The 24,460-nt window shown below is 72.1% G+C and carries 21 protein-coding genes and 1 pseudogene; 7 read left to right on the forward strand and 15 right to left on the reverse strand.

The window, feature by feature from the left end:
* Position 1 precedes the first annotated feature (1 nt).
* The 4 genes from pglX to FHX32_RS16785 all read right to left on the reverse strand — a co-directional run bounded on the left by pglX (position 2) and on the right by FHX32_RS16785 (position 2,536).
* On the reverse strand, positions 2–877 hold the full coding sequence (pglX, locus tag FHX32_RS16770; RefSeq protein WP_167183685.1) for a BREX-2 system adenine-specific DNA-methyltransferase PglX: 876 nt from the start codon (positions 875–877) through the stop codon (positions 2–4).
* 68 nt (positions 878–945) lie between these two features.
* Positions 946–1,143: a hypothetical protein gene (locus FHX32_RS16775; RefSeq protein ID WP_208418823.1), complete on the reverse strand. Its 198-nt coding sequence runs from the start codon at positions 1,141–1,143 to the stop codon at positions 946–948.
* A complete protein-coding gene (locus FHX32_RS16780; RefSeq protein ID WP_167183691.1) occupies positions 1,140–2,237 on the reverse strand; it encodes an XRE family transcriptional regulator in 1,098 nt (365 codons plus the stop codon). The genes FHX32_RS16775 and FHX32_RS16780 overlap by 4 nt, the downstream gene beginning before the upstream one ends.
* Positions 2,238–2,296: 59 nt before the next feature.
* On the reverse strand, positions 2,297–2,536 hold the full coding sequence (locus tag FHX32_RS16785; RefSeq protein WP_091558877.1) for a winged helix-turn-helix domain-containing protein: 240 nt from the start codon (positions 2,534–2,536) through the stop codon (positions 2,297–2,299).
* 314 nt (positions 2,537–2,850) lie between these two features.
* Here FHX32_RS16785 and FHX32_RS16790 point away from each other — a divergent pair, with 314 nt between their 5' ends.
* Positions 2,851–3,144 (forward strand): DivIVA domain-containing protein, encoded by a 294-nt coding sequence (locus FHX32_RS16790; RefSeq protein ID WP_486481140.1) that lies wholly within the window; start codon positions 2,851–2,853, stop codon positions 3,142–3,144.
* 432 nt (positions 3,145–3,576) lie between these two features.
* Positions 3,577–4,677 (forward strand): ADP-ribosylglycohydrolase family protein, encoded by a 1,101-nt coding sequence (locus FHX32_RS16800; RefSeq protein WP_208418824.1) that lies wholly within the window; start codon positions 3,577–3,579, stop codon positions 4,675–4,677.
* Between the two features lie 127 nt (positions 4,678–4,804).
* On the opposite strand, the gene FHX32_RS16805 is transcribed toward FHX32_RS16800, so the two are convergent.
* From FHX32_RS16805 to FHX32_RS16820, 4 genes and pseudogenes are all read right to left on the reverse strand, one after another.
* Entirely contained in the window at positions 4,805–6,352 is a 1,548-nt protein-coding gene (locus FHX32_RS16805) for a plasmid pRiA4b ORF-3 family protein (RefSeq protein WP_208418825.1), read from the reverse strand.
* A gap of 109 nt (positions 6,353–6,461) precedes the next feature.
* Positions 6,462–10,883 carry a BREX system serine/threonine kinase PglW gene (gene pglW, locus FHX32_RS16810; protein ID WP_167183698.1) on the reverse strand — a complete coding sequence of 1,474 codons (4,422 nt, stop codon included), beginning with the start codon at positions 10,881–10,883 and terminating at the stop codon, positions 6,462–6,464.
* A gap of 504 nt (positions 10,884–11,387) precedes the next feature.
* A complete protein-coding gene (locus FHX32_RS16815) occupies positions 11,388–11,657 on the reverse strand; it encodes a DUF1801 domain-containing protein (protein WP_167183701.1) in 270 nt (89 codons plus the stop codon).
* A gap of 331 nt (positions 11,658–11,988) precedes the next feature.
* A pseudogene (locus FHX32_RS16820) lies at positions 11,989–12,867 on the reverse strand (anibiotic ABC transporter); the annotation flags it as partial.
* Positions 12,868–12,879: 12 nt separating this feature from the next.
* On the opposite strand from FHX32_RS16820, the gene FHX32_RS16825 reads away from it, so the two are divergent.
* Positions 12,880–13,164, forward strand: coding sequence for a helix-turn-helix domain-containing protein (locus tag FHX32_RS16825; protein WP_486481141.1), 285 nt, complete (start codon positions 12,880–12,882; stop codon positions 13,162–13,164).
* On the opposite strand, the gene FHX32_RS16830 is transcribed toward FHX32_RS16825, so the two are convergent.
* Complete coding sequence (locus tag FHX32_RS16830) at positions 13,161–13,751, reverse strand: hypothetical protein (protein ID WP_167183707.1); 591 nt, start codon at positions 13,749–13,751, stop codon at positions 13,161–13,163. The genes FHX32_RS16825 and FHX32_RS16830 overlap by 4 nt on opposite strands.
* A 487-nt stretch (positions 13,752–14,238) precedes the next feature.
* Here FHX32_RS16830 and FHX32_RS16835 point away from each other — a divergent pair, with 487 nt between their 5' ends.
* Complete coding sequence (locus FHX32_RS16835) at positions 14,239–16,023, forward strand: N-acetylglutaminylglutamine amidotransferase (RefSeq protein WP_167183710.1); 1,785 nt, start codon at positions 14,239–14,241, stop codon at positions 16,021–16,023.
* A gap of 61 nt (positions 16,024–16,084) precedes the next feature.
* On the opposite strand, the gene FHX32_RS16840 is transcribed toward FHX32_RS16835, so the two are convergent.
* Both FHX32_RS16840 and FHX32_RS16845 read right to left on the reverse strand, forming a co-directional pair.
* Complete coding sequence (locus tag FHX32_RS16840; RefSeq protein ID WP_167183713.1) at positions 16,085–17,221, reverse strand: glutamate--cysteine ligase; 1,137 nt, start codon at positions 17,219–17,221, stop codon at positions 16,085–16,087.
* 174 nt (positions 17,222–17,395) lie between these two features.
* Positions 17,396–17,557, reverse strand: a complete 162-nt coding sequence (locus FHX32_RS16845; protein WP_167183716.1) for a hypothetical protein — start codon at positions 17,555–17,557, stop codon at positions 17,396–17,398.
* 69 nt (positions 17,558–17,626) lie between these two features.
* Here FHX32_RS16845 and FHX32_RS16850 point away from each other — a divergent pair, with 69 nt between their 5' ends.
* Complete coding sequence (locus FHX32_RS16850; RefSeq protein ID WP_167183719.1) at positions 17,627–18,301, forward strand: TMEM175 family protein; 675 nt, start codon at positions 17,627–17,629, stop codon at positions 18,299–18,301.
* Between the two features lie 113 nt (positions 18,302–18,414).
* Positions 18,415–18,927 (forward strand): NUDIX domain-containing protein, encoded by a 513-nt coding sequence (locus FHX32_RS16855; RefSeq protein ID WP_167183722.1) that lies wholly within the window; start codon positions 18,415–18,417, stop codon positions 18,925–18,927.
* 52 nt (positions 18,928–18,979) lie between these two features.
* Here the strand turns inward: FHX32_RS16855 and FHX32_RS16860 are convergent, their stop codons facing one another.
* The 4 genes from FHX32_RS16860 to FHX32_RS16875 form a co-directional block, all read right to left on the reverse strand.
* The gene (locus FHX32_RS16860) at positions 18,980–19,525 is read right to left on the reverse strand and encodes an RNA 2'-phosphotransferase (RefSeq protein ID WP_167183725.1); all 546 of its coding nucleotides are present in this window, start codon (positions 19,523–19,525) and stop codon (positions 18,980–18,982) included.
* Between the two features lie 71 nt (positions 19,526–19,596).
* Positions 19,597–20,388, reverse strand: a complete 792-nt coding sequence (locus FHX32_RS16865; RefSeq protein WP_167183728.1) for a hypothetical protein — start codon at positions 20,386–20,388, stop codon at positions 19,597–19,599.
* A complete protein-coding gene (locus FHX32_RS35145) occupies positions 20,388–20,993 on the reverse strand; it encodes a DUF6114 domain-containing protein (RefSeq protein WP_486481142.1) in 606 nt (201 codons plus the stop codon). The genes FHX32_RS16865 and FHX32_RS35145 overlap by 1 nt, the downstream gene beginning before the upstream one ends.
* Positions 20,994–21,073: 80 nt before the next feature.
* Positions 21,074–21,688 (reverse strand): DUF6230 family protein, encoded by a 615-nt coding sequence (locus tag FHX32_RS16875; protein ID WP_167183731.1) that lies wholly within the window; start codon positions 21,686–21,688, stop codon positions 21,074–21,076.
* Between the two features lie 602 nt (positions 21,689–22,290).
* On the opposite strand from FHX32_RS16875, the gene FHX32_RS16880 reads away from it, so the two are divergent.
* Positions 22,291–24,180: a gamma-glutamyltransferase family protein gene (locus FHX32_RS16880; protein WP_167183734.1), complete on the forward strand. Its 1,890-nt coding sequence runs from the start codon at positions 22,291–22,293 to the stop codon at positions 24,178–24,180.
* Positions 24,181–24,460: the final 280 nt, after the last annotated feature.

The following is a 24,460-nucleotide window of genomic DNA, read 5'->3' on the forward strand; positions in this document are numbered from 1 at the left end:
ATCACCTCAGTAGGCGAAAACGGGCGATGGCGACCGCGAAGGGGTTGATGTCGACGCCGTGGACGGCGTCGAGGGCGAGGCGTACTCGCTCGTGGGGGTCGCGGTTGGGGGCCTGGTGCTCCCACTCCTTCAGCAGACGGTGAAAGGCGCCGAGGACGAAGTGGCCTGAGCCGCAGGTCGGGTCGATCATCTTGACGACGTCGTGGCCGAACTCGGCGATCGCCGGGGTCAGCGTCAGGTCGAGGATGAACTCCTCGACGAACTCCGGCGTCTGGAGCAGGGCGTACGTCTTGCGGGCCGCCTCGGAGAGGTCCTGGTAGAGGTCGCCGAGAAAGCGGGTGTCCCACAGTTCGTCGCGGAACTTGTGCACCAGGTCGCCCTGCTCGGTGCGTCGGCGCCAGAAGGCGATCAGTTCCTTGGCCGCGTCGTGCGACAGCGGGATCTGATAGAGCGGGTTGTGCCGCTTGTCGAAGAGCGACTTGCCGGCCTGGGTGCTGGCGATGGCGTCGAAGCCCTGGTGCAGCCAGTCGCGAAGGGTCTGGTCGGGGTGGTCGCGGAAGAACTGCGCCTCGGCCTCCTCGGCCAGCACCAGCCGGTCCCCCGGCCCGGCCAGGTAGGGGTCGGGTAGCAGCCCGTTGTCCTCGCAGAAGCGTACGAAAACGGCGCCGAGCACCCAGGCGACGGCAACCTGGGTGACCCGCTCGTCCCGCCAGGCCGCCCACGTGGCGGCAGTACGCCCGACCTTGAAGGCGTGGTCGTACTCGCCACGCAGGCGGAGGCGCACCTCCTCGACCGACTCGGCCTGCTCCCGCAGGTCCACTTCCAGGTTCTTGACCTGCTTCTGCAGGTCGGACAGGAGCAGCTTCCGGTCGATCACGCGACGACTCTAGTCGTACTGCCGAAGGGACGGTGTTACCCGAGTGGGTGAAAAGCGACAGGTTGTGGTTACAGCAGGCGGTACTTCCTGGCGTACTCGGGGAACCCGGCGCCCGCCCGCAGTTCCTCGATGACGACCTGCGTCGTCCTGCAGTCCGCGTCAATCAGCAGATCCTGGAGGACGTCCAACCGGTCGGCGAGGGTGAAGTGGCTGAGCACCATCGTGTCCAGGACCAGGAGCGGCACCGGCGGACCCGACAGGCTCACGGCTCCATCTCCAGGTCGTCGTTCACCGGCAGGTCCGCATCGACAATCTGGCCGTGCATCAGCTCCAGCGCCCGGGACCGGGTGATCCGGTTTGCCCGCCAGGCCTCCATCACGGCATGCGCGTACGTCGGCGGCACCCGCACCGAGTCAAGGTCAGGCTGTGGAGTCCACCCCAACGCCTCCATGAATTCCGCCCGGGTGGGCCGTGGCTCACTCCAGGATCGTCGGGTCGCACCGTCGATCACGCCGGCCCGCTCGGCCTGACGCAACGCCAACAGCCAGGAGGTCCGGTACCGCGCGGCGAACTCCACCAGCCGGTCCCGGGTCACTGGACCAGCCCCGCACCCGGCGACAACTGCCTGCACGGGCAGCAGCAGCTCGGCGGCGAAGGCGTCGATCACAGCTTCCCGATCGGCTCGGGAGCTACTGACGCCGAGGTCGCTCGAATACTCGTCGCCGATGATGAGGTGGCCCAGCTCGTGGGCGGCGGTTGCCCTGCGGCGACCGGGGTCACCCATGGTGCTTACCACTGCGACGGCGATGTCTCCGTCGACGAGTGACGCTCCGTCGCCGGGCAGGTCGGTGACCAGCACCCACTGGCCGGCCCCTTCACAGACGTCCATCATGCTGCCGATCGGCCCGTCGCCGAGCCCCGCCTGTTGCCGTACCCAGGATGCCGCGCGCCGGGCGTCATCCTCGGACGTGACCAGCTGCGGATACCGCAGGAGCGGACGGGTCTGCAGCAGGCCGAGAGCCATGAGCTGCTGCACGTTCCGTAGCCACTCGGTCAGCGCGATTTCCAGACGCTCGGACGATCGGGCCGCCGCTGTGTCCGTCTCCTCGGTCAACGGTGCGGCCCGCCGGGAGAGCACGGCCGGCCGCGGCTCGATCAGGTACTCCATCGACACCCGCAGCGCCCGTGCCACCCGGGCGAGTTCCAGGCCGTCCAAGCGCCGGTTGCCAGCCTCGACCTTCGCCAGCATCGTGCGTTCGAGACCCACCACGCTGGCGAGTTCCTGCTGCGACATGCCCACCGACAGGCGAGCCTGTCGCACCTGCTCACCGACAAGCTGCCAGTTCAGGTCTTCCGCCATGGTGCGATAATCGCACACCTAACTGGCGCTGCGGAGCATTTGAGTCTCAGGAACTTCGGTCAGGGTTCGCGCATCCAGGTTTTCGGGTCGGTGACGAAGACGCCCTTGCCCTGCTGTCGGCGGATCACCCGCAGCGCTTCGAGGCGGACGTAGGCCAACTGCACGGTCCCGTAGCTGACGCCGTAGTCGGCGCGCGTCTCAGTGATCGACGGCAACCGGTCACCGGGCTTCAGCTTCCCCGACCTGACGTCGGCCATTACGTCGTCGGCAATGCGCAAATATTCGGCTGATTCGGGCATGTCACTCCTCGCGTGGCAACCCGAATTCGATCACAACTCGAATGTCTAAACAACGCTCTTTGACTTCCCTGTGTTCCCTAGTTATGTTTGTCCCCGAGCCGCTCCTCGCGTGGCAACGAGTTCGGCTCATCCCCCTGGTCGGGGCGGGTGTGGGTGCCCGTCCCGACCCACCGGACTGCTCTGCTGTCGTACCGCTGAATCGAGCTGCGGCGGCGGAGCGGGCGGGTCGTCCGCGGCCCCCGCGCGGACGGCCCGCCCTTCCAGACCCACCGCAGGGACCTTCCGCGCTCCCGCCTGCTCAGGAAAGGATCGCCGTGGCTCAGGTGTATCGAGGTGGCCAGCCCTACCCAGCCGGTTATCCGGGCCGGTTGACGCCGCACGAGGTGCGGACCCGCGAGTTCGCCGCGCGCCGGCGCGGCTTCGACCCCGATGAGGTACGCGAGTTCCAGGCCCGGGTGGCCGACGAGCTGGCCGCCCTCAACGAGGCGGTACGGCTGCTCAGCCAGGAGAACGACCGGATCAAGCGGGCGCTGCGCGACTGGCAGACCATGCACGCGCGGGAGTGCCGGCCGCCGCAGGAGTACCACCACAACTCCGGTCACTGGTGACCGCGCGCCCCTCCCCCGGCGACCTGCTGATCGTCGACGGCCGCGCCTCGGTGCAGTTCGCCGGGGACCGCGCCCTGACCTTCCGCGTCGTCGCTGTCTCCGACCAGCCGACCTACCCCGGCTGGATCTGGCTGACCGGCTACGTCCTCAACCGCCGTGGCGAGGCGACCGCCAAACGCGAGATCTACGTCCAACTCGCCGGCCTCCACCCCGCGCCCAGCACCCCCGACCCGAGGCTGCCCCGTGTAACCCACCCCTATGCTTCGCGGAATGACCAAGGCGACGGCGGAGCAGCTCGCAAGGGCGCGGGCTGCGTGCTCGGGCTGATGCTCGGTGACGCGATCGGCGCGACGGCCGGCAACATACCGGTCAGCGGAACCCTGCGGGCCACCAGTGGCGGCCACCTCGGTGGCGGCGTTGCAGCGGCAGACGATGGGCACCATCGACAAGCCCGGTGGCACGAGCACCGGGGCGCACGCCCTCACGCGGACTCTGCCGGTCGGCCTGTACCCGTCCTGCAACCCGGTGGAGGTCGCCGCGCTCACGCACTCGGGTGAGGCGCTGGGGGCGGCCTGGCTGGGTGCCACGGTGGTTCGCCTCCTCGCCGCAGGGAATCGCCTCAGCGAGGCTTTCGAGAGCAGCCGAGCAGGTCGCCCTGGTAGGGCTCCGGGAAGCCGTCCCGGTGACCTGTCCGGGGCCGACGCCGGCAAGCGAGGCGAACCACTCCGGCAGTGGCGGCGGCATCGGGTCCTCGCCCTTGAGCCAGGATTCGATGTGGGCGTCTCAGAAGGCCGCGACACGCTGCCGCGCGGAGGTCGTCATGACGAAAAGTTGTCGATGCTTCACTGGTCAAGCCAGTACGCAACGCAGAGAATCAGCCCCGTGACCGAGAATTTGCACCAGTTGGCGGCACTGCTGCAGGCTCGCGACGACCTGGATGCCCGGATCGCGGCGCTCACCGGGCGATCAGCTCGGCCGGGTGACATCGGCGAGTTCATCGCCGCTCAGGTGTTCGACATCGAGCTGGCCCGTACGGCGATCCAGGCCGGCTACGACGGCATCTTCCGATCCGGTCCGCTCGCCGGTCGCACCGTGAACGTCAAGACCTACGGCGACGCGTTCACCGGCATCGACATCAGCCCACATCCCTGCGACTTCTACCTGGTGTTCAGCGGCCCGCCGCAGCCTGTGGGCGTGCAACACCATCGGTGGCAGATCTCGGCGGCGTACCTCTTCGACACCCGTGTTCTGATGGAGACCTTGACCGGCCGGGGCGTCAAGATCGGCATCGCGACCAGCATGCGCCGGGGTGACCTCGAGGCGGCTCAGATCTTCCCCGGCACCAACCCAAACGCGCCCCTGCGCCTGTCGTCCGAGCAGGCCGCCCTGTTGTCCCTGTTCGCCGAGGGACACGCAGCCGTGTCTCGAACGGCCCTCGACGTTGACGATCACCGGGAAAGGCGACACGAGTTCGCGGACTGGCTCAAGACTGGTGGACTTCCCGACCTGACCGGTGGCACAGGCGCGGCGTGAGCCGCGTGTTCATCTGCCACAGCGGCCTTGATCGCTGGCAGCTCCGCTGGCTTGTCGTCGGCGTGTCGACTCGGTGAGCTATCAACGATGCGACGGCGGGACGGGAAGCGGCGCCCGCAGACCGGCACTACCGCGGTCGCTGCAGGGCCGCGGTCACCGCCTTCGCGTCGAAACGGGCCGGGTCGAAGCCGGTCGGACCGTCCAAGTCCAGCCAGTCCAGCCGGTCCTGGTGCTCGGGATGGGTGGGGTCAGCGAGGATCTCCACCAGTTCGGCGTACCCCCACACCCCGCCGCAGTCCTCCGGCGGCGCGGCACGGCGCCCGCCGACACAACGCGGGTACGCCACGGACGCGTCCCGGTCGAGTGCCTTCTCCACGAGGATGTCGTGTTCCCAGTTGTCGCCGAAGTCGTACGTGTAACGCAGCTTGTCCCCGACGGCGCGGGCGACCTGCTCCAGCGTGACCCGCGATGCGGCGCGGTGGCCGAGGTCGGCGTCGGGACGGCCGAAGCTGCCGTACGGCGTCTCGAAGACGTGCAGGTGGCTGTCGTTCCAGCCGAAGGCGACCTGGATCAGCTCGTGCAGCCGGGCGAGGGTGACGTCGGCGGGCACCTCGATACGCCGCCAGATCGGTGGGCGGGCGCCCCGCAGGCTCACCTTGATCTGGTATATCGGCGCCGGGCCGTCGGACTTCTTGCGCTTCGCGGGCAGGTTGGTGGGGCGACGCTGGGCCGGTACGGCACCGCCCCGCCGCCCCGAGGCCAGGAGGTCAAGCAGCGCGGAGATCGAGGCGACGTCCAGTTCGCCGTCCTGCAGATAACGACCCCTCCTGCGCCGGGCCACGGGAAGCGTCCGGATCCGGCTGCGGAGCAGCAGGGCAAGCACGCGGTAGCCGGGGCCGTCTTCGTCGACGAGTTCGTCCAACGCCTCCGGGTCGGAGCGGTCGTGGTCGGCGCGGGCGTTCAGGGCGTCCTCCACCGCACGGCGGAAGTCCGCCGGTCGGAGCTTCTCCTCCGTCACGTCGACACCACCGGCGTGCAGGTCCGACAGGAGCGCCTCGCGCGCCTCGCCCCACCGGTCCGCGTCGATCAACAGGATCTGACCGGCGGCACCACAGTCGCAGTCGTCCAGTGTGACGGCGACAACGTGGCACCGACCGGCCCGCTGGAACCGGCCGGCCAGCAGGAACGTCTCGCCCGCCGGATCGGCGAAGCGGATGCACTCCTCGACCGTGACCGGGGCGTCCAGTTCGGCGAGCCAGGGTGGTGCGTCGACGCCGGCATCGGCCAGCCGCCGGGCCGCCTCCGCCCCAGCCCGGCGGACCTCGCCGTCCGCGACCGAGGCGATTCCCGCCAGCATTGCCCGCGCCGCCGGGGTGGCCTGCGCCTCGAACGTCGGAACGAACAGGTCCTGCAACGCCCGGTCGAAGTCGTCGCCGAGGGCGGCCCCGATCGCCAGCAGCATCGAGGCGGCGATCTCCACCTCCATCGGATCCTGCATGGCGTCGATGTCGACCGACTGCGGGAGCAGGTCGCCGATCTGCTCCGGCGTAGGCTGCGCTCCGGCGCAGTTCGGGCAGTCGCACTCCTCCGGCGCGCCCACCACGACGAGCGGCGCACCGCCGCGTACTGATCGCTTCTTTCCGTTGCGGCGTCGACCACGGCTCACTGGACTCACGCGGCACAGTCTGCGCACCCGACCGGACCGACCGCAAACCGGGACACGCCGAAAACGAGGACGCTCCGCACCGCCGCCACCCGTTGGGCGCCGAGTAGGGCCAGGGGTTTCAGGCGGTGAGCGCGCTGCGATGGGCGTTGACGACCCACGCGTCCGGTAGGGCGATCCACTCGTTGTCGCCCACCCGCACCACCGCACCGTCCAGCTTGGGCAGCAGGGCCGGGTCCTCCATCGGGCAGAGCAGCCACACGTCCCCCGCCCCACCGCGGGCCGCGTCGGCCAGCTCGTAGAGCCGGTCCACCGCCCGGTACCGCGCCAGCACCGCCGCGTCGTACAGCAGCACCGGACCATCGCCAGCGCGCAACTCTGCACGCAGCGAGGGCACGGCCAGGTCCCAGGCCTGCTCGACGTACTCCCCCAGCTTGATCGCCGCCCGCGAACCCGGCTCGGCCACGTCCGCGCCCAGCACCGTCTCCCAGGTCGGCTTGGGACGGGCGTCCACCTTGGCGTGCAGGTGCTGCAGGAAGCGGGCGGCCACGTTGACCGGCCGGGCCTCGAAGCGCCGGACCAGTTCCTCCCGCGCCAGACCGTACCGGGACAGTCGTACCGTCAGGGCCCGGAACCCACCGGCGGACCGCGCGCCGGTCAGCCGCTCCTCGGCCCGCATCGCCGCCGCCAGCTCCGGTGACTCGGCCGTCCAGCGGCTCGGCGCGCTGGTCGCCGACGGGCGGCGCTGCATGATGGACACCGACGACGAGCCGGCCCGGGTCGCCGGCGGAACGTACCGGTCGCGCTCCCAGCGCAGCTCGAAGCCGGCCTCGGCGAGCAGCCGGTCCAGCGCGGGACGCTCCGGCAGGGGCGCAAGATCCGGGAACCGCGCCTCGACCCGCTTCTTGACCTGATCCGGGGTGAGGCCGCGCCGCCCCTCCGGCGTGCTGGCCGGCGGCACCACGCCAGCCTGGGCCAGCCGCAGCGCCCGCACCGGATCCAGGTCGTAGGGGTAGACCTCCAGTCGCGCGGTCGCCGCGGCCCGCTCCGAGGCCACCGCGGCGAGCAGCACCCGCCGCCGCTCGTCGACCGCGTCGCCGGCCCCGCCGGGCGCGGTCACCGCCGCGAGGGTACGCAGCACGGTCGCCGCGCTGGGCAGCACCTCGCTGGCCGCGAGCCTGTCGGCGGCCTTGCCGAGCGCGTCGGCGTAGTCGAGCAGCGCCGGCGCGGCCGGGGTGTCCGGGGCGTCGTCCTCGCCGGCTTCGAGGGCGACCAGCAACCGGTCGCCGCGCGGGTTCGGCTTGCCGTCGACGTCCTGACGGGCGTGCCGGCGCAGCAGTAGGCGTGGCTCGTCCTCGAGCGCGTCGACCTCGACCGCGGCCCGCACGGCGGCAACCGCGACCGCGAGGCGCAGCGCGTCGCCGGTGCGCACCGATCCGCGGCTGGTGAGCAGCGCGGTGGCCAGTTCGGCGACGCCCATCACCCGGCCACCGTCGCGCAGCAGCTCGATGATCTGGGTACGCAGGCTGCCGACGACCGGGATGCCGTGCCAGCGCTTGCGCTGCTTGCCGAGGATCTGCGCGACCCGGCCGGGGGTGACCCCGACGGCAGCGGCGACCTGCGGCTGCTGCGGCCAGAGCGGCAGCGCGGGCAGGGCTCCGGATTCGTCGGGCAGGTTCAGCAGCAGCCGGGTCGCCTCGACCTCGGCGACGTTGCGGGCGTTCTTGACCGGCACGAGCAGGGTGGCGATCGCGTCGAGGCCGACGCGTACCAGGTCGGCGTCGCCCGCCCCGGCGGTGGTCTCCGTGGCGACCTCGGCGGTGGCGGCCTTGCGGGCGGCGGCCGAGGTGGGGATGGTCTCCCGCTCGCCCAGCCGGGTGCGCCACTCCTTGACCCGGCGCTGCAGTTCCTTGCGGGTCTTGGCGCCGAGGCCGGGGAGGGTGGCGAACTTGTTCGCCACGGCGAGTAGGTCGCCGACGGTGTTGGCGTTCAGGCGGTGGGCGGCGGAGACCGCGCGCGGGGTCAAGCCCGCCGCCTCCAGGGCGGTGGCGCGGGTGGCCCTGCCGGCGGCCTCGTCGCGGGCTGCCTCGGCGGCCTTCTCGTCCGGCTCGTCGGCGGAGATCTCCGGGTGATCGCTGCCGACCGGGGTGCTCGCGTCGGAGCGGCGGAACACCTGCTGCCACTCATCGCGCATGTCCTTCAGCGACGGGAACCGCTCCCTGTGGTCCCGGTGCAGGGCCCGCTGGAAGAACTCCACCAGGCCGTCGCGGATCGCTGTGTCGAAAGCCTCGACCGCCAGCACGGGTGGGCCGTCGGTCAGCTGCGGTTCGGTGCCGCCGTCGCCCCAGACGGGCAGTTCGCCGGAGGCCATCTCGTGCAGCGTGACCGCCAGGGCGTACCACTCGGCGTGCTTGTCGTAGACCTGCCGGTGTGCGCTGCCGAGGAACGGGTCCAGGTAGCGCGGGGTGCCGGCGGCGATCTCCTTGACCGAGACGGCGGCCAGCGAGAAGTCGAAGAGCACGAGCTGCCGGGTGCGGTTCGGGCGGATCCGGATGGCGATGTTGTCCGGCTTGATGTCGCGGTGGTAGACGCCCTCCCCCTCCAGGTAGTCGAGGGCGCCGAAGAGGTAGTCGCTGTAGGTCTCCAGCTCGTCGACGGTGAGCCGGCCGTCGTCGCGCAGCTTGCGGGCCAGGGTCAGCTCGCCGGCGTGCTCGAGTACCACGACGGTGCGGTTGGCGATCTGCAACGGCTCGGGGCGGGCCAGGCGGATCACCCGGGAGTCGGTGAGCGGGCCGAGCACCCTGGCCTCGTGGGCCAGCCGGGCGCCCTTCTCGTCGGAGAGGCCGACCTTGAGTACCTCGTCCTTGCCGGTGCGCTCGTTGTGGGCGAGGAAGGCCCGGCAGGTGGAGCCGGTGCCGAGTCGCTTCTTGATGGTCCACTCGCCGACGGTGTCACCGCCCCTGGCTTCCAGCGGGTCGACCGGCTCCGGCTCCTCCGGATGCACCGATTTCTCCGGCGGGCTGGTCAGCTCCTCCTCGACCACCTCCAGCATCTCGACGAAGTCGGCGACCGTGGTGAGGCGCTGGGCCGGGACCGGCGCGGTGGCGGCCTGGATCAGCTCGTCGGCGAACTCGGTGATGCCGTCGGCGACCGAGGAGGGGCGCAGACCGTTGTCCCGGGCGATCCGGGAGAGCAGCTCCTGACGCTTCGCGGCTGGCGGCTGGTTGGTGAGGATCAGGTACGCGAGCGCACCGAGACCGAAGACGTCCATGGCGACCGGGTCCGGCCGCGGCGCGGTCAGCTCCGGAGCGAGGTACGCCTCGGCGGAGCGCTCGATGTGCGAGGCGGTGTGCGAGGAGAGCGTCAACGGGTCGGCGCTGCTGGCCCCGGTGGTGTCCGCGGCGCGGGTCGCCGTCTGCCAGTCACTGATTTGCAACTGAGGCGTCAGCCACGCCTCATCCTCGCTGCCACCTCGACGCATGCGACCCGGGCTGACGAGGACGCTGCGCGCGGAGAGCGCGCGGTGATGCAGCCGCCGGCGGTGCGCGTAGGCGACCGCCTCGGAGAGCTGACGGATCATGGCCAGCCGGCTGAGGGCGTCGAGGCGGGCGCCGTACTGGGCCACGTAGTGGTCCAGCCGCATCGAGCGGGGATCGTGGCGGAAGATCAGGGCCGGTCCGGCCTCGTGCGACTCCATCGAGTCGACCCGCACGATGCCCGGGTGGTTGATGTTGTGCAGGGCGACCATCTCGCGCTTGGCGGCGCGTTCGATGCTCGCCCGCTCGGCCTGCACCGCGTTGCGCTCGACGAGGTAGATCCGGATGCGCCGGTGCTCGCGCTCCAGCTTCTTGTGGCGGGCGTGGTGGTCCTGCCAGGTCGGGCCGAGGTCGAACGGACGGCTCTCCAGCTGCCACATGCCGATCTCGTAGTGCTTACGGCTGCGGGCGATACCCACGGCCTCGAGCAGGTCCGGGAGTGCCGCCGACAGTTCCTTCGTGACCCGGTGCTTCTCGTCCTGCGGAGGCCGCTGCAGCAGCGAGCCGATGGTCGGCAGCGCCCCCGGCTGGTGGCCGGGGGCCGGCTCGGGGCCGTAGATCCCGTGCAGGTGGTGCTCCGACAGGCCGATGTGCAGGCCCGGCTTGGAGAGGAACACCGCCGCCTGCACGAACGGGATCTTGATCGGCGGTCCCTTGCGCTGCGAAGCGGCGACCTGCAGCAGGGACTTGAGCTTCTTCGCCTTGCCGTCAGCCAGGTGCAGCGGGTTGTCGAAGGTGCGGGTGCCGTTCGGGCTGTGCAGGATCCAGTTCGAGCCGCTGGAGGTCAGCCGCCCGGTGAGGCTCTTGATCTCGATGAGGTAGAGCCCGCCGGGCGCGGCGACCAGCAGATCGACCTCGTAGGGATGGCCGGTCTGGGCGGTGAAGGTGAAGTTCGACCAGGCGCGGTAGGGCTCGGTGTCCGGCAGCAGCGCCTGGACGTGCGCCAGCGCCTCCCGCTCGTGCGTGAACTGCGACGGGGTGATCGTCGTCCACCGGCCCTCCTGCATGCCGTGATCCTAGGACCAGGTCATCAGGCAGTGACCACCTGCCACCTCGCTCAGGCCGCGATGACGAGCAGATGCGATCAACTCGTCGATCGGCGGCATCCGAGAGGCTGATGCCGATCACGTCTGCCTACTGATCTCAGCTGCAGGAGTCGCAGGCGCCGTGTACCGGGAGTTGGATGCCGCAGGTTGGACATGTTGGCCGGCGAGGCTCCGGAGCACGGGCACGTTGACGCCTCACCGTCGCAGCGAGCTTGGGCGCCAGGGCAGGCCTTCCTCCGTCCGGCGGCAACCCCGCCGCCTTGAAGGCGCGGTCAGGCCTCCTCCGCGCCCACGCCTCCCCCGGATTCCCTCCAGTACCCGCGCCGCTGCTCCATGCTCCCCCTGCCGTCGAACACCGCCTCAGCTGACGTACGAAGCGTAAAGGCCTGGTACGACGTGGTCCTGAGACGAAAGTCCCGGATGTTCAGCGCTTGACGCCTTGCGATCAGTCAGGTGGTGAACGGCCTATTCGGGTCGGTGGTCAGCGCCGCGGGCGAGCGCGGCGACCATGAGTTCGCGCAGTTCCGGCCGCGCCAGGTCGTCGGCCTGGCGAATCTTCACGTGCCGGTGCACCTTGCCGGTGCCGGCCATGAGGCCAGCTGGGTCGGGAAGCGTCGCGCCCCCGGCGATGCCGAGGTTGACGTGCCGGCTGTGCGGCGTCACCACGAAGACCAGCCCGGTGTATCCGGTGCCGCTGCCGAACCCGATGTCGCCGCCGTCCACCGACGACGGCATCCGGGTAGACCGCCAGGATCAGCGCGGACAGGCTCCGGGCCAGCTCGGCGACCCGCGGCTCCCGCGCGGCGAGCAGTCGCTCCGCGTCCTCGTTCACGATCGTCATGCTATCGAGAATGATCTCCGTAGCGAGGGCAACGGCCGGCTACGAGCCGAGCAGGTCGAGGGTGAAGCCGGCGACGAAGAACCCGACCCCGAGCCAGCGCAGCAGGTGCCCGGGGTTTGCGTTTGTCCAGCACCGCCGCGACCGGCGCCTCGGACCTTCAGGGAAGGTGTGGCCTCGGAAGGCCGAGGCGGGGACAACTTCCCTGAAGGTGCGACAGCGAGCGCGTCAGGAGGGGACGTCGCGGTGGCGGAAGGCGGCCGTGCCGGCGGCGAGCAGGGCCACCGCCACGGCGGTCAGCACCACCAGGGGCAGCGCCGTCGCCTCGACCGCCGGCACGGACGGGACGTGCGTGTACGGGGAGAGGTTCAGCGCGGCCTGCGGCAGTTCGAGCACCGCGCCGAGCTGGCCGAGCAGCAGGAAGACCAGCAACGCCGTCCAGGACAGCGCCACCGACCAGCGGGGCAGCAGGCCGACCAGCGCGGTCACCACGCCGACCACCACGAGCAGGGCCGGCAGGCGTACGAGGGCGGCGCCACCCAGGTCGACGGCGCGCCCGACCGGGTCGCCGGCGACCAGGCCGTGCCCCAGGCCGGTGGTGAGGCCGGCGAGCAGCACCAGGGCCAGCGCGCCGAGCGCCGCGGCGGCCACCTGGGTGCCCAGCCAGCGGCCCCGGCTCACCCCGGTGGCGAGGACCGCCTCCAGCACGCCGTCGGACTCGTCGCCGCGCACCCGCAGCATGGCCTGCACGACGTACGCCCCGATGGTCAGCGCGAACAGGGCGAGCATGGCGGCCAGGTACGCGTCGACCAGGTCGGCCCCGCCGCCCATCGCGGCGATCGCCTCGGCGGCGGCCGGGTTCTCCTCGATCATGGCGTTGAACTCGTCGGCGGCGATGCCCATCGAGAACCCGAGCACGGCCACCCCGACCGCCCAGCCGAGCAGCGCGCCGCGCTGCAGCCGCCAGGCCAGCCCGGCGGGGCTGAGCAGCCCGGCCGGGGCGTTCGCCGGCCCGCGCCGGGGCGCGACCAGGCCGGCGCCGATGTCCCGCCGCTCGGCCAGCGCGTAGGCGGCCGCCACCGCGGCGAGCAGCAGCGCGACGGGCAGATCTTCGCCGACGTGTCGGACGAGGTGCTGCGGGCGGACATGCTCGACGGCGTACGCCGGTTGCTGGCCGCGCCCGGCCCCGAAGCCGCCGGCGCCGGGACGTCCGGCCCGGCGGCGCGGCGGCGCCGGCCGGGTCGGCCCCGGGCGCTGGGCCACGAACAGGTCGAGATCGCGCGCCGGATGCACGCCGCGGGCACCCACTCGGTGGACGACATCGCCGCGGCGCTGGGGGTCTCCCGGGCCACCGTCTACCGCCACCTGGACCGGGCCGCCGGCCAGAATAATGAGACGGTTTAGCGACGGTTTCGAGACGGTTGTGGGACGGCTCCGCGGGCCGCGGCCGCGCGGTCGAGCAGCGCCTGTTCCAGTAGCGCGGACTGCGCCACCGAGCCACCCCGGACGGCGAGACTGCGCCGGGCCGCGCGGTAGAAGCCGTCCCGTGCCTCGTTGGCCCGGGAGAGCACCGTGGCCATGTCGGGTTCCGGGTCGGCGATGCCTCGAGCGAGCCGCTCAAGCTGCCACACCGCGTCCCGCCAGACCCTGGCGGCGGCGACCGTCGCCTCGTCGCCGAGCAACAACATGTTCTCCCAGGCGATGGTGCGCCGGGCGTCCGTCTCGGCAAGCTTCGCCAGGCCGGCCTCCCGGTCGATCGGGTGGCTGTGGGACTCCGGCCGGCGGTCGGCGGTCATCCGCAGCGCGACGGCGTGGCTCTCCTTGACTGCGTGCGCGTACTCGACGTACGCGTCGAGCCGCCGTTCGTCCCACCGGATGCTCTGGTTGCGCCGCCAGCGGGCCCGGTCCGCCAGCGACGTGGCGAGAATCGTGCCCAGCGTTCCGACCAGTACGCCCAACAGCGCCGGGAGCTGCGCCAGCAAGGTGCTCACGCCGCCGAGGCTGTCATGCGCCGGCAAGCCCACGCCAGGCCGGCACGACGACGGGTCAGGCGGCCAGGGCGGCGTAGCGACCGAGCAGGGCGTTTGACCACGCCGACGATCGCGGCGAGTCTGCCGGGCGGGCCACTCGACAACGAGGGTGATACCTCACAGTCATCAAAATGACTCTGAGGTATCACCCTCGCGTGGCACACCTCGATCCGCCACGACCCCCGGTCGGATGGCGCGCCGGCGGGCCGGAGTGCAGGCAGCTCAGGCCCGCGGGACGCCATCGGGCGCCCGCCGGCGTGTGCAGCCGCGCCACCCGGTTGATCGCCGCGAGGCCCGGGCGGAGTTTGATCGCGGCGCCGGCGGGTAGCCGGACCGCCCGTCCTGCGGACGGGGCCCGGACCCCGGACGGGCGGTTCGGCACAGGGATCGGCGGGACGGGAGTGGTGGCGGTGGGTCCGGTGCCCCGGGCGAGCGGTGGCCGCTGAGCATGTGCGGGATCAGCGGCGAGGCGAGGTTCGACGGCTCGACGCCGGACGCCGGGGCGGTCACCCGGATGACCGAGGCGATGCGGTCGCGCGGTCCGGACGGCGAGGGGCTGTGGCGCGACGGCTGGGTGACCCTCGGGCACCGCCGGCTGACCATCATCGACCTCTCGGACGCCGGCGCCCAGCCGATGGTCCGCGAGGACCTCGGCCTCGGCCTGGTCTTCAACGGCTGCGTCTACAACTACCCGGAGCTGCGCGCGGAGCTGATCGCCGCCGGGCACGCGTTCCGCTCCACCAGCGACACCGAGGTGATCCTGGTGGCGTACGCCCACTGGGGGGAACGCTTCGTCGACCACCTGGTCGGCATGTTCGCCATCGGCCTGGTCGACCGGCGGCGGCGCCGGCTGCTGCTGGCCCGCGACCGGCTCGGCATCAAGCCGCTCTACCTCGCCGAGACGCCCGGCCGGCTGCGGTTCGCCAGCACCCTGCCGGCGCTGCTGCGCGCCGGCGACGTCGACACCGGGATCGACCCGGTGGCCCTGCACCACTACCTGTCCTGGCACTCGATCGTCCCGGCGCCGCGGACCGTGCTGCGCGGGGTGCGCAAGCTCCCCCCGGCCACCCTGCGGATCGTCGAGGCGGACGGGCGCAGCCGGGACCACGTCTACTGGCGGCCGCACTACGTGCGGGACCCGGCGCACGCCGGTCTGGCCGCGGCGGACTGGCGGGCCCTGGTCGGCGACGCGCTGCGCACCGCGGTACGCCGGCGGCTGGTCGCCGACGTGCCGGTCGGCGTGCTCCTCTCCGGCGGCCTTGACTCCAGCATGATCGTGGCGCTGCTCGCCGAGGCCGGCCAGCACCACCTCCAGACGTTCAGCATCGGCTTCGACAGCCGCGACGAGGAGACCGGCGACGAGTTCCACTACTCCGACCTGGTGGCCCGCGCCTTCGACACCGACCACCACCGGATCCGGCTCGCCGACGACGACCTGGTCCCGGCGGTACGCCGTACCGTGCTGGCGATGACCGAGCCGATGGGCAGCCACGACGTGGTCGCCTTCCACCTGCTCTCCGAGCAGGTGGCCCGGCACGTCAAGGTGGCCCAGTCGGGGCAGGGCGCGGACGAGGTGTTCGCCGGGTACGGCTACCACCAGCCGCTGGCCGGGGTGCCCCGGGACGGGGCGGCGGAGGCGTTCGCCGCCGCCTTCTTCGACCGGGACCACGCGGAGCTGCGCCGGGTGGTCAGCCCGGCGTACGCCTGCGACCACGACGCCAGCCGCGAGCTGCTCGCCGCCGAGCTGGCCGCGCCCGGCGCGGACACCGCGCTGGACGCGGTGCTGCGGCTGGACACCCACCTGATGCTGCCCGACGACCCGGTCAAGCGGGTGGACAGCATGAGCATGGCCTGGGGGCTGGAGGTGCGCACCCCGTTCCTCGACCAGGACCTGGTCGCGCTGGCAGCGGCCTGCCCGCCCGAGCACAAGGTGGCCCAGGGCGGCAAGGCGGTGCTCAAGGAGGTGGCCCGCGAGGTGCTGCCCGTCGAGGTGGTCGACCGGCCCAAGGGCTACTTCCCGGTGCCCGCGCTGCGCAACGTGGACGGCCCGGTGCGTCAGCTGGTCACCGAGGCGCTGCACGCGCCGGCCGCCCGCGAGCGCGGGCTGTTCCGTCCCGAGTACGTCGCCGAGCTGCTGGCCGAGCCGGACCGGGCCGAGGCGACCGCCGGCAGCAACAAGCTGTGGCAGCTCGGCCTGCTGGAACTCTGGCTCCAGACGCACGACATCCGGTGAGCCACCGGGGGTGCGGGCCGCGGCGGGCGCTGCCGACGTCCGCCCAGTCAGCCGGCGGTGGTCAGCCAGCGGTGGTCTGGGTGGCGAGGTGGTCGAGCACGGCGCGGATGTCGCCGTCGGTGTCGGCCATGATGCGCCGCTGACGGGTGGCGCCGGTGCCCTCGCCGCGCAGCCGGATCAGCTGCGCGACGGCGTAGTCCAGGTCGCCGTGCCGCACCAGCGCCGGAGTCACGGCGGCGAACAGCTCGTCGACCAGGTCCCAGGCCGGCCGGGCGCCGCCCCCGTGCAGGTCGATCAGGTCACCGTCGAGGCCGTCGTGGGCGGCCCGCCAGTGCGCGGCCGAGACCAGGCAGCTGCGGATCCGGGGAGCGGCCACCCCGGATCGGACGTCGTCGACGGCCGTGGCCACCAGCGCCCGGACCAGGGCGGCGACCAGCACGGTGTCGTCCACGGTCGGGCAGACGTCGCCGACCCGGACCTCCACCGTCGGGTACGCCGCCGACGGCCGGGCGTACCAGTAGACCATCGCCGCGTCGAGCATGATGCCGGCGGCGATCAGGTCGTCCACCGTGCGGTCGTAGTCGGCGACGGAGTCGAAGTGCGGCGTCGGCCCGATGCTCGGCCAGCGCTCCAACTGCATCGACCGCCAGCTGGCGTGCCCGGTGTCCCGGCCGTCGTGCAGCGGGGAGTTGGTGGTGATCGCCTGCACCACCGGCAGCCACGGCCGCAGGTGGTTGCAGACCTGCACGGCCAGTTCCCGGTCGGGCACCCCGACGTGCACGTGGCACCCGCAGACCGCCGGGTCGTGCGCCACCGGGCCGAAGCGGCGGGACATGGCGTGGTAGCGCGGCTTGTCCGGCACCGTCCGGTGCGGTTCGTGCACCGGCGTGGCGCCGACCGCCACCAGCCGGGCGCCGGCCGCCTCGGCCGCCGCCGCCGCGGAACGCCGCAACCCGACCAGGTGCCCCCGCAACTCCCCCAGGTCGGCGCAGACCGGGCTGACCATCTCCACCATGCTGTGCCGGAACTCCTGGCGGCTCTGGTCCCGGACGGTGCCGTGCAGGGCGGTGAGCACCCGGTCGGCGACCGGCAGGCTCTCTCCGGTGGCCGGATCGAGCAGCAGGTACTCCTCCTCCACCCCCAGAGTGAGGACGGTCAGGTCGGGGACGCTGGTGGCAACTGCCGGACGGTACGTCATCGGTGGTCGGCGTCCGTTTCGTCGGGCGGCGCGCGCCGCACGGCCGGGCGACCCCGCGTTCCCGGCAGCTGGCCTGGGCAAACGTCCCCGACCGGCCCGGTCCGCGACCACCGGCACAGGCGTGGGCCGCGCGTCCGCTATCCGCCGGCCCGAGCCGGGCACCAGGGAGCGCGCTCACCGGTCGGCGCGGCCGCGCCCGAAGACGTCGGCCCGGCCCCAGCGGCCGGGAAACGTCGAGCAGTTCGATCCGCCCGACCTTGACCGGCGCGCCGGCCGGGCCACCAGGTGGTCGCCGGGCGGGTCCATCCCGAGCACCGGCGCCGCACCGGGCGGCACCCAGGGTCCGTCCGGGTGGTCGCCGCGGATGCGGCACCGGCCCGGCCCCGACGGCGGTAGCTTGCCCTCGTGGCCGCGGCGGAGCGGGACCCGGCGGGCGGCTCCAGCCTGGCCGAGATCGACCGGATGAAGGCGTTCAGCGACGGCGTCTTCGCGATCGTCATCACCCTCCTCGTGCTGGAACTGCGCGTCCCGTCGTACGAGCCGGGCGAACTGCTGACCGCACTGCTGCACGAGGGCTCCGCCTACCTCGCCTTCGTGATCTCCTTCGGCTACGTCGGCGTTCTCTGGCTCAACCACCACGCGCTGCTGCGGCTGCTGCGCGGCACCAATCTGGCCCTGAACTGGATCAACCTGGCGATCCTGTTCGGCGTGGTGATCATCCCGTTTCCGACCGCGGTGCTCGCCTCGGCGTTCACCGACCACGGCGACCGGCACGACCGGCAGGCGGCGGTCGCTCTCTACGCGCTCGCCGCGGCGCTGATGTCGCTGCCGTGGCTGGTGGTCTTCGGCTACCTGCGGCGGCGGCCGGAGATGCGCGCGGCGGGTGTCGATCACACCTACATGCGGGCACAGCAACGGCGGCCGATCACGGGCCTGGTCCTCTACGGTCTGGCCGGGCTGCTCGGCTGGTTCGTGGACCCGATGGTCGGGCTGGTCGCCATCATCGTCATGATCGCCTACCACGCGGTCACCAGTGAGGGGATCCGTCGCCGCCGGCCGGCCGCCGGCCGGCCACGCTGACCTGCCGGCGCCCCGCCCGCGGCGGCGGCCGCACAACCTTGGGGCGGCGGGCCCCGGGAACCGCGCGACGCCCGTCCTGAGGGCCCGTGCCCCGGCCGGTAACGTGCTGCGGCATGAGTGGCGTGCCGTACTCCCACTGCTCCTACTGCGGGGCCGCCTACCCGGCGGGGGCCGAGTGGCCGCGGAGCTGCGCGGTCTGCGGGCAGACGGTCTGGCGCAACCCGGTGCCCGTCGCGGTGGCGGTGCTGCCGGTCCGCACGGCCGCCGGTCTCGGCGTGGTCGTCGTCCGCCGGGACATCGAGCCGGCCCGCGGGCTGCTCGCGCTGCCGGGTGGCTTCGTCGAGTACGGCGAGGAGTGGAACGACGCGCTGGTGCGGGAACTGCGCGAGGAGACCGGCCTGCTCGCCGACGCCGCCGACGCGCGGCTCTTCGCCGTGCACAGCGCCCCGGCCGGCGGCACCATGATGCTCTTCGGCGAACTGCCCGAGCGGCCCGTCGAGGAGCTGCCGCCCTCGGCACCGACCGAGGAGGCCACCGAGTGGCTGGTGCTCACCGAGCCCACCGAGCTGGCGTTCTCCACGCACACCCGGGTGCTGGCCGACTTCCTCGCCCGCCATACCGGCTGAGGGCCGGCGCCGCCGGCCGGCAACGGCACGGCCGGTCCGGCCGGCGGAACGGTCACTCGGTGCCGGTCAGGTAGCGGGCGGGCACCGCGTCGGTGAGCCAGACGCCGTTGGCGCTGCGGTAGAAGACATGCCCGTCGCGGGCCATGGCCGCCGCGTCGACGGTGAGCACCACGACGGACCCGGGCCGCCGGGCGCCCACCCGGCGGGCGGTCTCGACGTCCGGCGACAGGTGGACGTGGTGTCGCCCGCCGCGGTGCAGGCCGGTGGCCCGGATCGACGCCACCGCCGCCGCGCCGGTGCCGTGGTAGAGCCGGTCCGGCGGCGGGACCGGCAGCAGCCCGAGGTCGACCGGGATCGAGTGCCCCTGGCTGGCCCGGATCCGCTCCGCCCCGTCCGGGCCCCGCTCCACCGCGAACCGCTGCTTGTCGTTGCCGGCCACCACCGCGTCGAGGTCGGCCCGGTCGATCCGCAGCGCGGCCAGGAACTCCGCGACCGGCACCCAGCCCGCCCGGTCGGGCGCGAGGCCGAACCGGCCGGGCTCGTGTCGGAGCGCGAGCGACATCCGCTTGCTCAACCTGACCAGATCCGCGTGATCCACCCCGGCATTGTCACCCGAGCGCGCCTCCCCGATCACGACCCGTCCCGGCGCAGGTCCTGCGAACGGCTCTCCTACCGGACGCTGACCGTGTCGCTCTTGACGAAGGCCAGGTCGATGGCGGGATCGGTGAGGGTGACCGCACCGGGCGACATGATCGGGACGCCGGCGGGCAACGGCAGGTCGGGAGCCAGCGTGATCGTGAAGCCGGGGAGCCGCCCGACGAAGCGGGTGGCGTAGAGCGCGACGCTACCGCGGGCCGTCACCGCGGCGAGCCGAATGGTCCGGTCCGGCGGGCCCGGCGGCCGCAGCACGACATCCTCGGTGACCGCCTCGTGCATACTGAACTTCAACGTCGTGAGGGTGCCGTCGGCGGTGGGCAGTCGGACGATCCCTTCCAGCCGGAGCCCGCTCATGGTCACCGTGGAGCCGGTCAGCTTCGCGGGGATCGCCGCGACCAGCGGCTGCCCCGGATCGGCGCTGATCCACGGCAACGCCGTACCGGCGTCGACGCCGCCGGTCGCGCCCGGGAACGACTTCGGTCGGTCGCAGTCAGCCGGACGGATGCCGCGCGGGCCGGACGACGCGGGCGTACTCCCCTGCGGCACGCCCGGTCCCGGCGGGCTCGGGCAGGTAGGTCCGTCCCGCACCGTGGCCGGCACCGCGGACGCCCGCGCCGGGCTGAGCGCGGCGGGCGCCACGGCGGCCACGAGGCCGAGCAGTCCGAGCAGCACCGCGACGGTCCGGCGGTCGGGCTTGCGAGGCAGGACGTCACCGGTTCGCTGGGCCGTCCCCGGCCCGCAGGGGTGCTCGTCGGCGAGCGCCCGCGCGACGACGCGCGGACCGCTGCCGTCCCGGCCCGACATCAGCTCGTCGACGACGGCCGGCTGCTTCCGCTCGGCGCCGGTCCTGCACCGGGGGCCGGTCGGTCAGGGCCCGGCCCGGCCGCCGGATCGCGTCGCGTCGTCGCCTCGTCCGGTGACTCGTCCCGCGCGGCGTCGGGCGACCCACCCCGCCCCTCCCCGGTCGACACGCGTGTCGTCGCGTCGTCTTCGGGCTCCCCGCGTCCGACCACGGCGGCGGGCTCCGGCGTCCACGCGTAGCCCAGGGCACTGCCCACGATGCCGAGGATCAGACCGAAGAAGAAGCCGCCGAGGTTCACCCCGATCAGCGAGAAGAGCGCGGTGACCGCGGCGACCACGGCGTAGAGGACCCGGTGTTGCGGCTTGAACCACATCAGCAACCCGCAGGTCACCAGGATTGCGGGGATCAGCCAGGAGAGGAAACCCGTCGGCCCCGTCTGGAAGGAGAGACCAGCCAGCGACATCTGGGTGGTGCCGAAGATTTCGAGGCCGGCCAGGCCGGTGAGCAGGCCGCCCCAGAAGGGCCGGGTCCGCCGCCAGCGGCGGAGGCCACCCCGTGCCAGGCGGCGCCGGCCAGGCTGGGCCTGCTGGGGTTCGGCGTCTGTCACGCATCCTCCTGCCGAATGAGGAGTGGAGGGTGTGGGGAGGGCACGCGGAGCGCGCCGCCCTGGAGGCCCGGGTGGCCGGATCAGAAGCATTCCTTGGCGGCTTGGCCGACGTTGACCTTCAGCCGCAGCCCGGTGAGGTTGAACGTCCCGGCCTGGGTGGAGCGGGCCACCTGGCGCAGGTTCTTGATGTTCACCGCGTCGGCCTGCTGGCCGAAGGCGCCCCTGGGACCCTTGGCGCCGTCCGGGCCGCCCTCGAGGGTCGACGCGTCCTGCCCGATGTTGATGTTGGTGAACCTGACGTCGCCCTCGAGCGACTCGACATCGAGCAGCAGGTCGCTCGCCGTGGCGGGCCTGCCCCCACCGCCGGCGGTGATGGTGAGCACCACCGGAGCGCCCGGTGCCCGCACGGACTGGCACAGGTCGAAGAGCCTTGCCTCGCGGATGCCGGTGACGGCCACCGGGTGCTCCGTACCGTCGACCTCCTCGGCGACCCCGCCGTACTGGACGAAGCCCTCCCCCTGCAGCTCCGAGGCCGATACCTTGAACGTCTGCCCGGACACGGCGAACGAGGCCGCGATCGCGCCGTTGGCCATGCCGAAGACGATCCCGGCGGCAACCGCGCTCGCCGGCACCAGCATCGCGGCGAACCTTCGCCACCGCGTGTGTCCCACGGGGTCACCGATCCGTTGCTGCACGATTGCTCCTCGGGTGGATGTCGCGCGGTCTTCCGGACGGATGTGATGGTCGCGCGTGGCGCCTGACCACCTGTTGTCGGCAGGGCGATGAGATCCCGTGTGATGGCGTGGAACGTGCCGCACAGCACGGGGCCCGCCTCCCCGACGCTAACACAGCGTGGACTTCTCGGGGCCGGTTCCTCACTGAGCGTGAGATGGCCGTGTTCCGCCGGGTAACGCCTTTCGGACCGGACAGCCCGGACCGTGGCGGAAGGAACCGTCGAATCGCCACCAGCGGCCATTCGGGGGACGAGCGGGGCTTGCCGGTCGGCCTGCGTGGCCGGTCGACGTCCACGAACCATCTCCGCTATCACCGGCGACACCTTCGCCCCGCGAGCCACGACTTCCGGCGATGTCCTGCGCCATCACCCAGGTGACATCGATGATGCCCCTAGCGGTTCCTCCTGCTCGGGCGGTGAGCTCGCCTGCGGTCGAGGGACGCCGGGCAGGACAGCGCGGGCGGCAGGCCCGGGAGACAAGACAGGGAGATGCATTCCGGCTACGGAGCCTCGCGATGGTCAGCGAGAACGCTCCACTCCGGACCGATCTCGAAAGGTCACTCCATGTTCGGACGCAGGGCGCACCTTCTCATTCCCGCGCTGGCGCTGGCGCTGGGTATGTCCGCCGTGGCCGTAGCACCCGTCGCGCATACGGTCGCTGCGCCCGCCGAGGCCTGTACGAAGAATCCGAGAAGCAAGAGCGGCCGGGAGGACGACGCGGTCGTCGAGAAGTTCATGGTGGCCGCCGCCCATCCGCTCGCGGCTGAGGCCGGTTGCAAGATCATTGCCAGGGGCGGCAGCGCCGCGGACGCCGCGGTATCCGTTCAGGCCGTCCTCGCTGTCGTGGAGCCGCACGCCTCCGGGCTCGCTGGCGGCACACTCATCAACCACTGGGACAAGGACAAGCGCGACATCCGGTTCTTCGACGGCATGGCCAGAGCGCCGCAGCACGTGACGGAGAATCTCCGCACACCCACCGCACAGGAGGCCAAGGACCTCGGCAGGGACCGCTTCCCGAACGACGCCTCGGCAACCGGACGTGCGTTCGGCGTTCCGGGCACGCTTCGGGTGCTCGCGAACGTGCACGGGTTGTACGGCACCCTTCCGTGGAACCAACTCTTCGACGACGCCATCAGGTTGGCCGCGGACGGCTTCCCGATGTCCCCGAACCTGCACGATGGTTTCGAGCAGCGCTTCAACGGGCGGAAACGCTGCAACTATCCCGACCTGCGCCCCCGCTACTGTGACGGCGACGAGCCGAAGCCGGTGGGAACAACGCTGTACAACCCGGAGATCGCCGAGGTGCTGCGGGAGGTGCGGGACAAGGGCGCGCAGGCGTTCTACGACCCCAACGGCAAGATCGCCCCGGCCATCGTCCAGCATGCGGCCAAGGGACCGATCAAGCTCAAGGGCAACACGGCGGGTCCGGTGGTGATTCCCTCCCTGATGACCCCGCAGGACTTCGCCGACTACAACACAGTGGAGCGCACCGAGGTCTGCCGGAAGCCGTTCGGCGTCTCGGTGTGCACCTCGCCGCCGGCCGCGTTCGGCGGAGTGGCGGTCCTGGAAATGCTGGGGTTGCTCGAACGCGGCGACGTGAAGAAGACGGAGCCCGGCTCGCCCGCCCGGGTCCATCTCTCGGTGGAGGCCAGCCGGTTGGCGAACCTCGACCGGCGCGCCTACGTCGGTGACCCGGAGTTTCACGGCGTGCCCGTGGACGGGCTACTCGACGACCGGTATCTCGACCAGCGCTTCTCCCTCTTCTCTCCCGACCGGGCGATCCGACCGGTCGAGCCGGGCGACCCGCCGGGCATTCCACGGCCGGCACCCCAGGTGGGCGATGAACCCGCCACGGTGGATGTCGGCGACCCGACGAGCAACGTGAGCATCGTCGATGCCGACGGCAACGCCGTCTCCATGACGACCACCATCAACAGTCACTTCGGGTCGCACCTGGAAGCGCAGGGGATGATCCTCAACAACGCGTTGAACAACTTCACCGACACGTCGTCCGTCTCGCCGGGTAAGCCCGTCAACGTCATGCAGCCGGGGAAGCGACCCACGGCCTCGATGGCGCCGACGCTCGTACTGGACGGTACGGGCAAGGAATTGAGGCTGGTGGTAGGGGCTGCCGGAGGCTCCCACATCCCTGACTACGTGGTGCAAACCATCGTAGGGGTGATCGTCGACGGGATGACCCCGGCACGGGCGATCAGCCAGGGCCATTACAGCGGGCAGGACATCACCCGCGACTGTGACGGGGAGCGGGACGCACCCTCGGAGATCGAGGCGAACAGACGAATCGCACTGCGCATGCCCAGCCTCGTCGATCGGCGGCACCCTTGTCCCAGACTCATCGCACTGGACAGCGGTCTCACGGCGATCGAGGTTCGCGGCAGTCAGCTTTTCGGCGCGGCGGACCCACGTCGGGACGGTACGGCCACCGGGGGCTGACGACCCGCCGGCCAACCGGCCCCGACGGCGGCGGCTGACGGAGGAGTGCGCCGGGCGCTCCCCCGCGGCCGTCGACGGCCTGCCGGTTCCGCTGAGCCAGTTCCGCGACAGCGCTCGAGAAGAGCTTCCCCCTCGGGTTCATCTCGGCAGGGTGAGGCCGCCTCACCCTGCCGAATCCCATGATCGGGTCATACCGCCCCATCCAGCGCTTGGCGGGGTCCGGCAGAGGTTCGAGGCATGCCCAGGTTCGTCCCGGTGAGGTGATGCTGGCTCACCCCGT

This window comes from Micromonospora sp. CNZ280 (assembly GCF_011759515.1).

Bases quoted from the DNA above. Each gene is read 5' to 3' on its own strand.
- FHX32_RS16865 (WP_167183728.1), bottom strand. From the start codon at position 20,388: ATGTCGGGCCGGGACGGCAGCGGTCCGCGCGTCGTCGCGCGGGCGCTC.
- FHX32_RS16855 (WP_167183722.1), top strand. From the start codon at position 18,415: ATGAGTGGCGTGCCGTACTCCCACTGCTCCTACTGCGGGGCCGCCTAC.
- FHX32_RS16800 (WP_208418824.1), top strand. From the start codon at position 3,577: ATGGGCACCATCGACAAGCCCGGTGGCACGAGCACCGGGGCGCACGCC.
- FHX32_RS16780 (WP_167183691.1), bottom strand. From the start codon at position 2,237: ATGGCGGAAGACCTGAACTGGCAGCTTGTCGGTGAGCAGGTGCGACAG.
- FHX32_RS16880 (WP_167183734.1), top strand. From the start codon at position 22,291: ATGTTCGGACGCAGGGCGCACCTTCTCATTCCCGCGCTGGCGCTGGCG.
- FHX32_RS16835 (WP_167183710.1), top strand. From the start codon at position 14,239: ATGTGCGGGATCAGCGGCGAGGCGAGGTTCGACGGCTCGACGCCGGAC.
- FHX32_RS16840 (WP_167183713.1), bottom strand. From the start codon at position 17,221: ATGACGTACCGTCCGGCAGTTGCCACCAGCGTCCCCGACCTGACCGTC.
- pglW (WP_167183698.1), bottom strand. From the start codon at position 10,883: ATGCAGGAGGGCCGGTGGACGACGATCACCCCGTCGCAGTTCACGCAC.
- FHX32_RS16815 (WP_167183701.1), bottom strand. From the start codon at position 11,657: ATGCCGTCGTCGGTGGACGGCGGCGACATCGGGTTCGGCAGCGGCACC.
- FHX32_RS16785 (WP_091558877.1), bottom strand. From the start codon at position 2,536: ATGCCCGAATCAGCCGAATATTTGCGCATTGCCGACGACGTAATGGCC.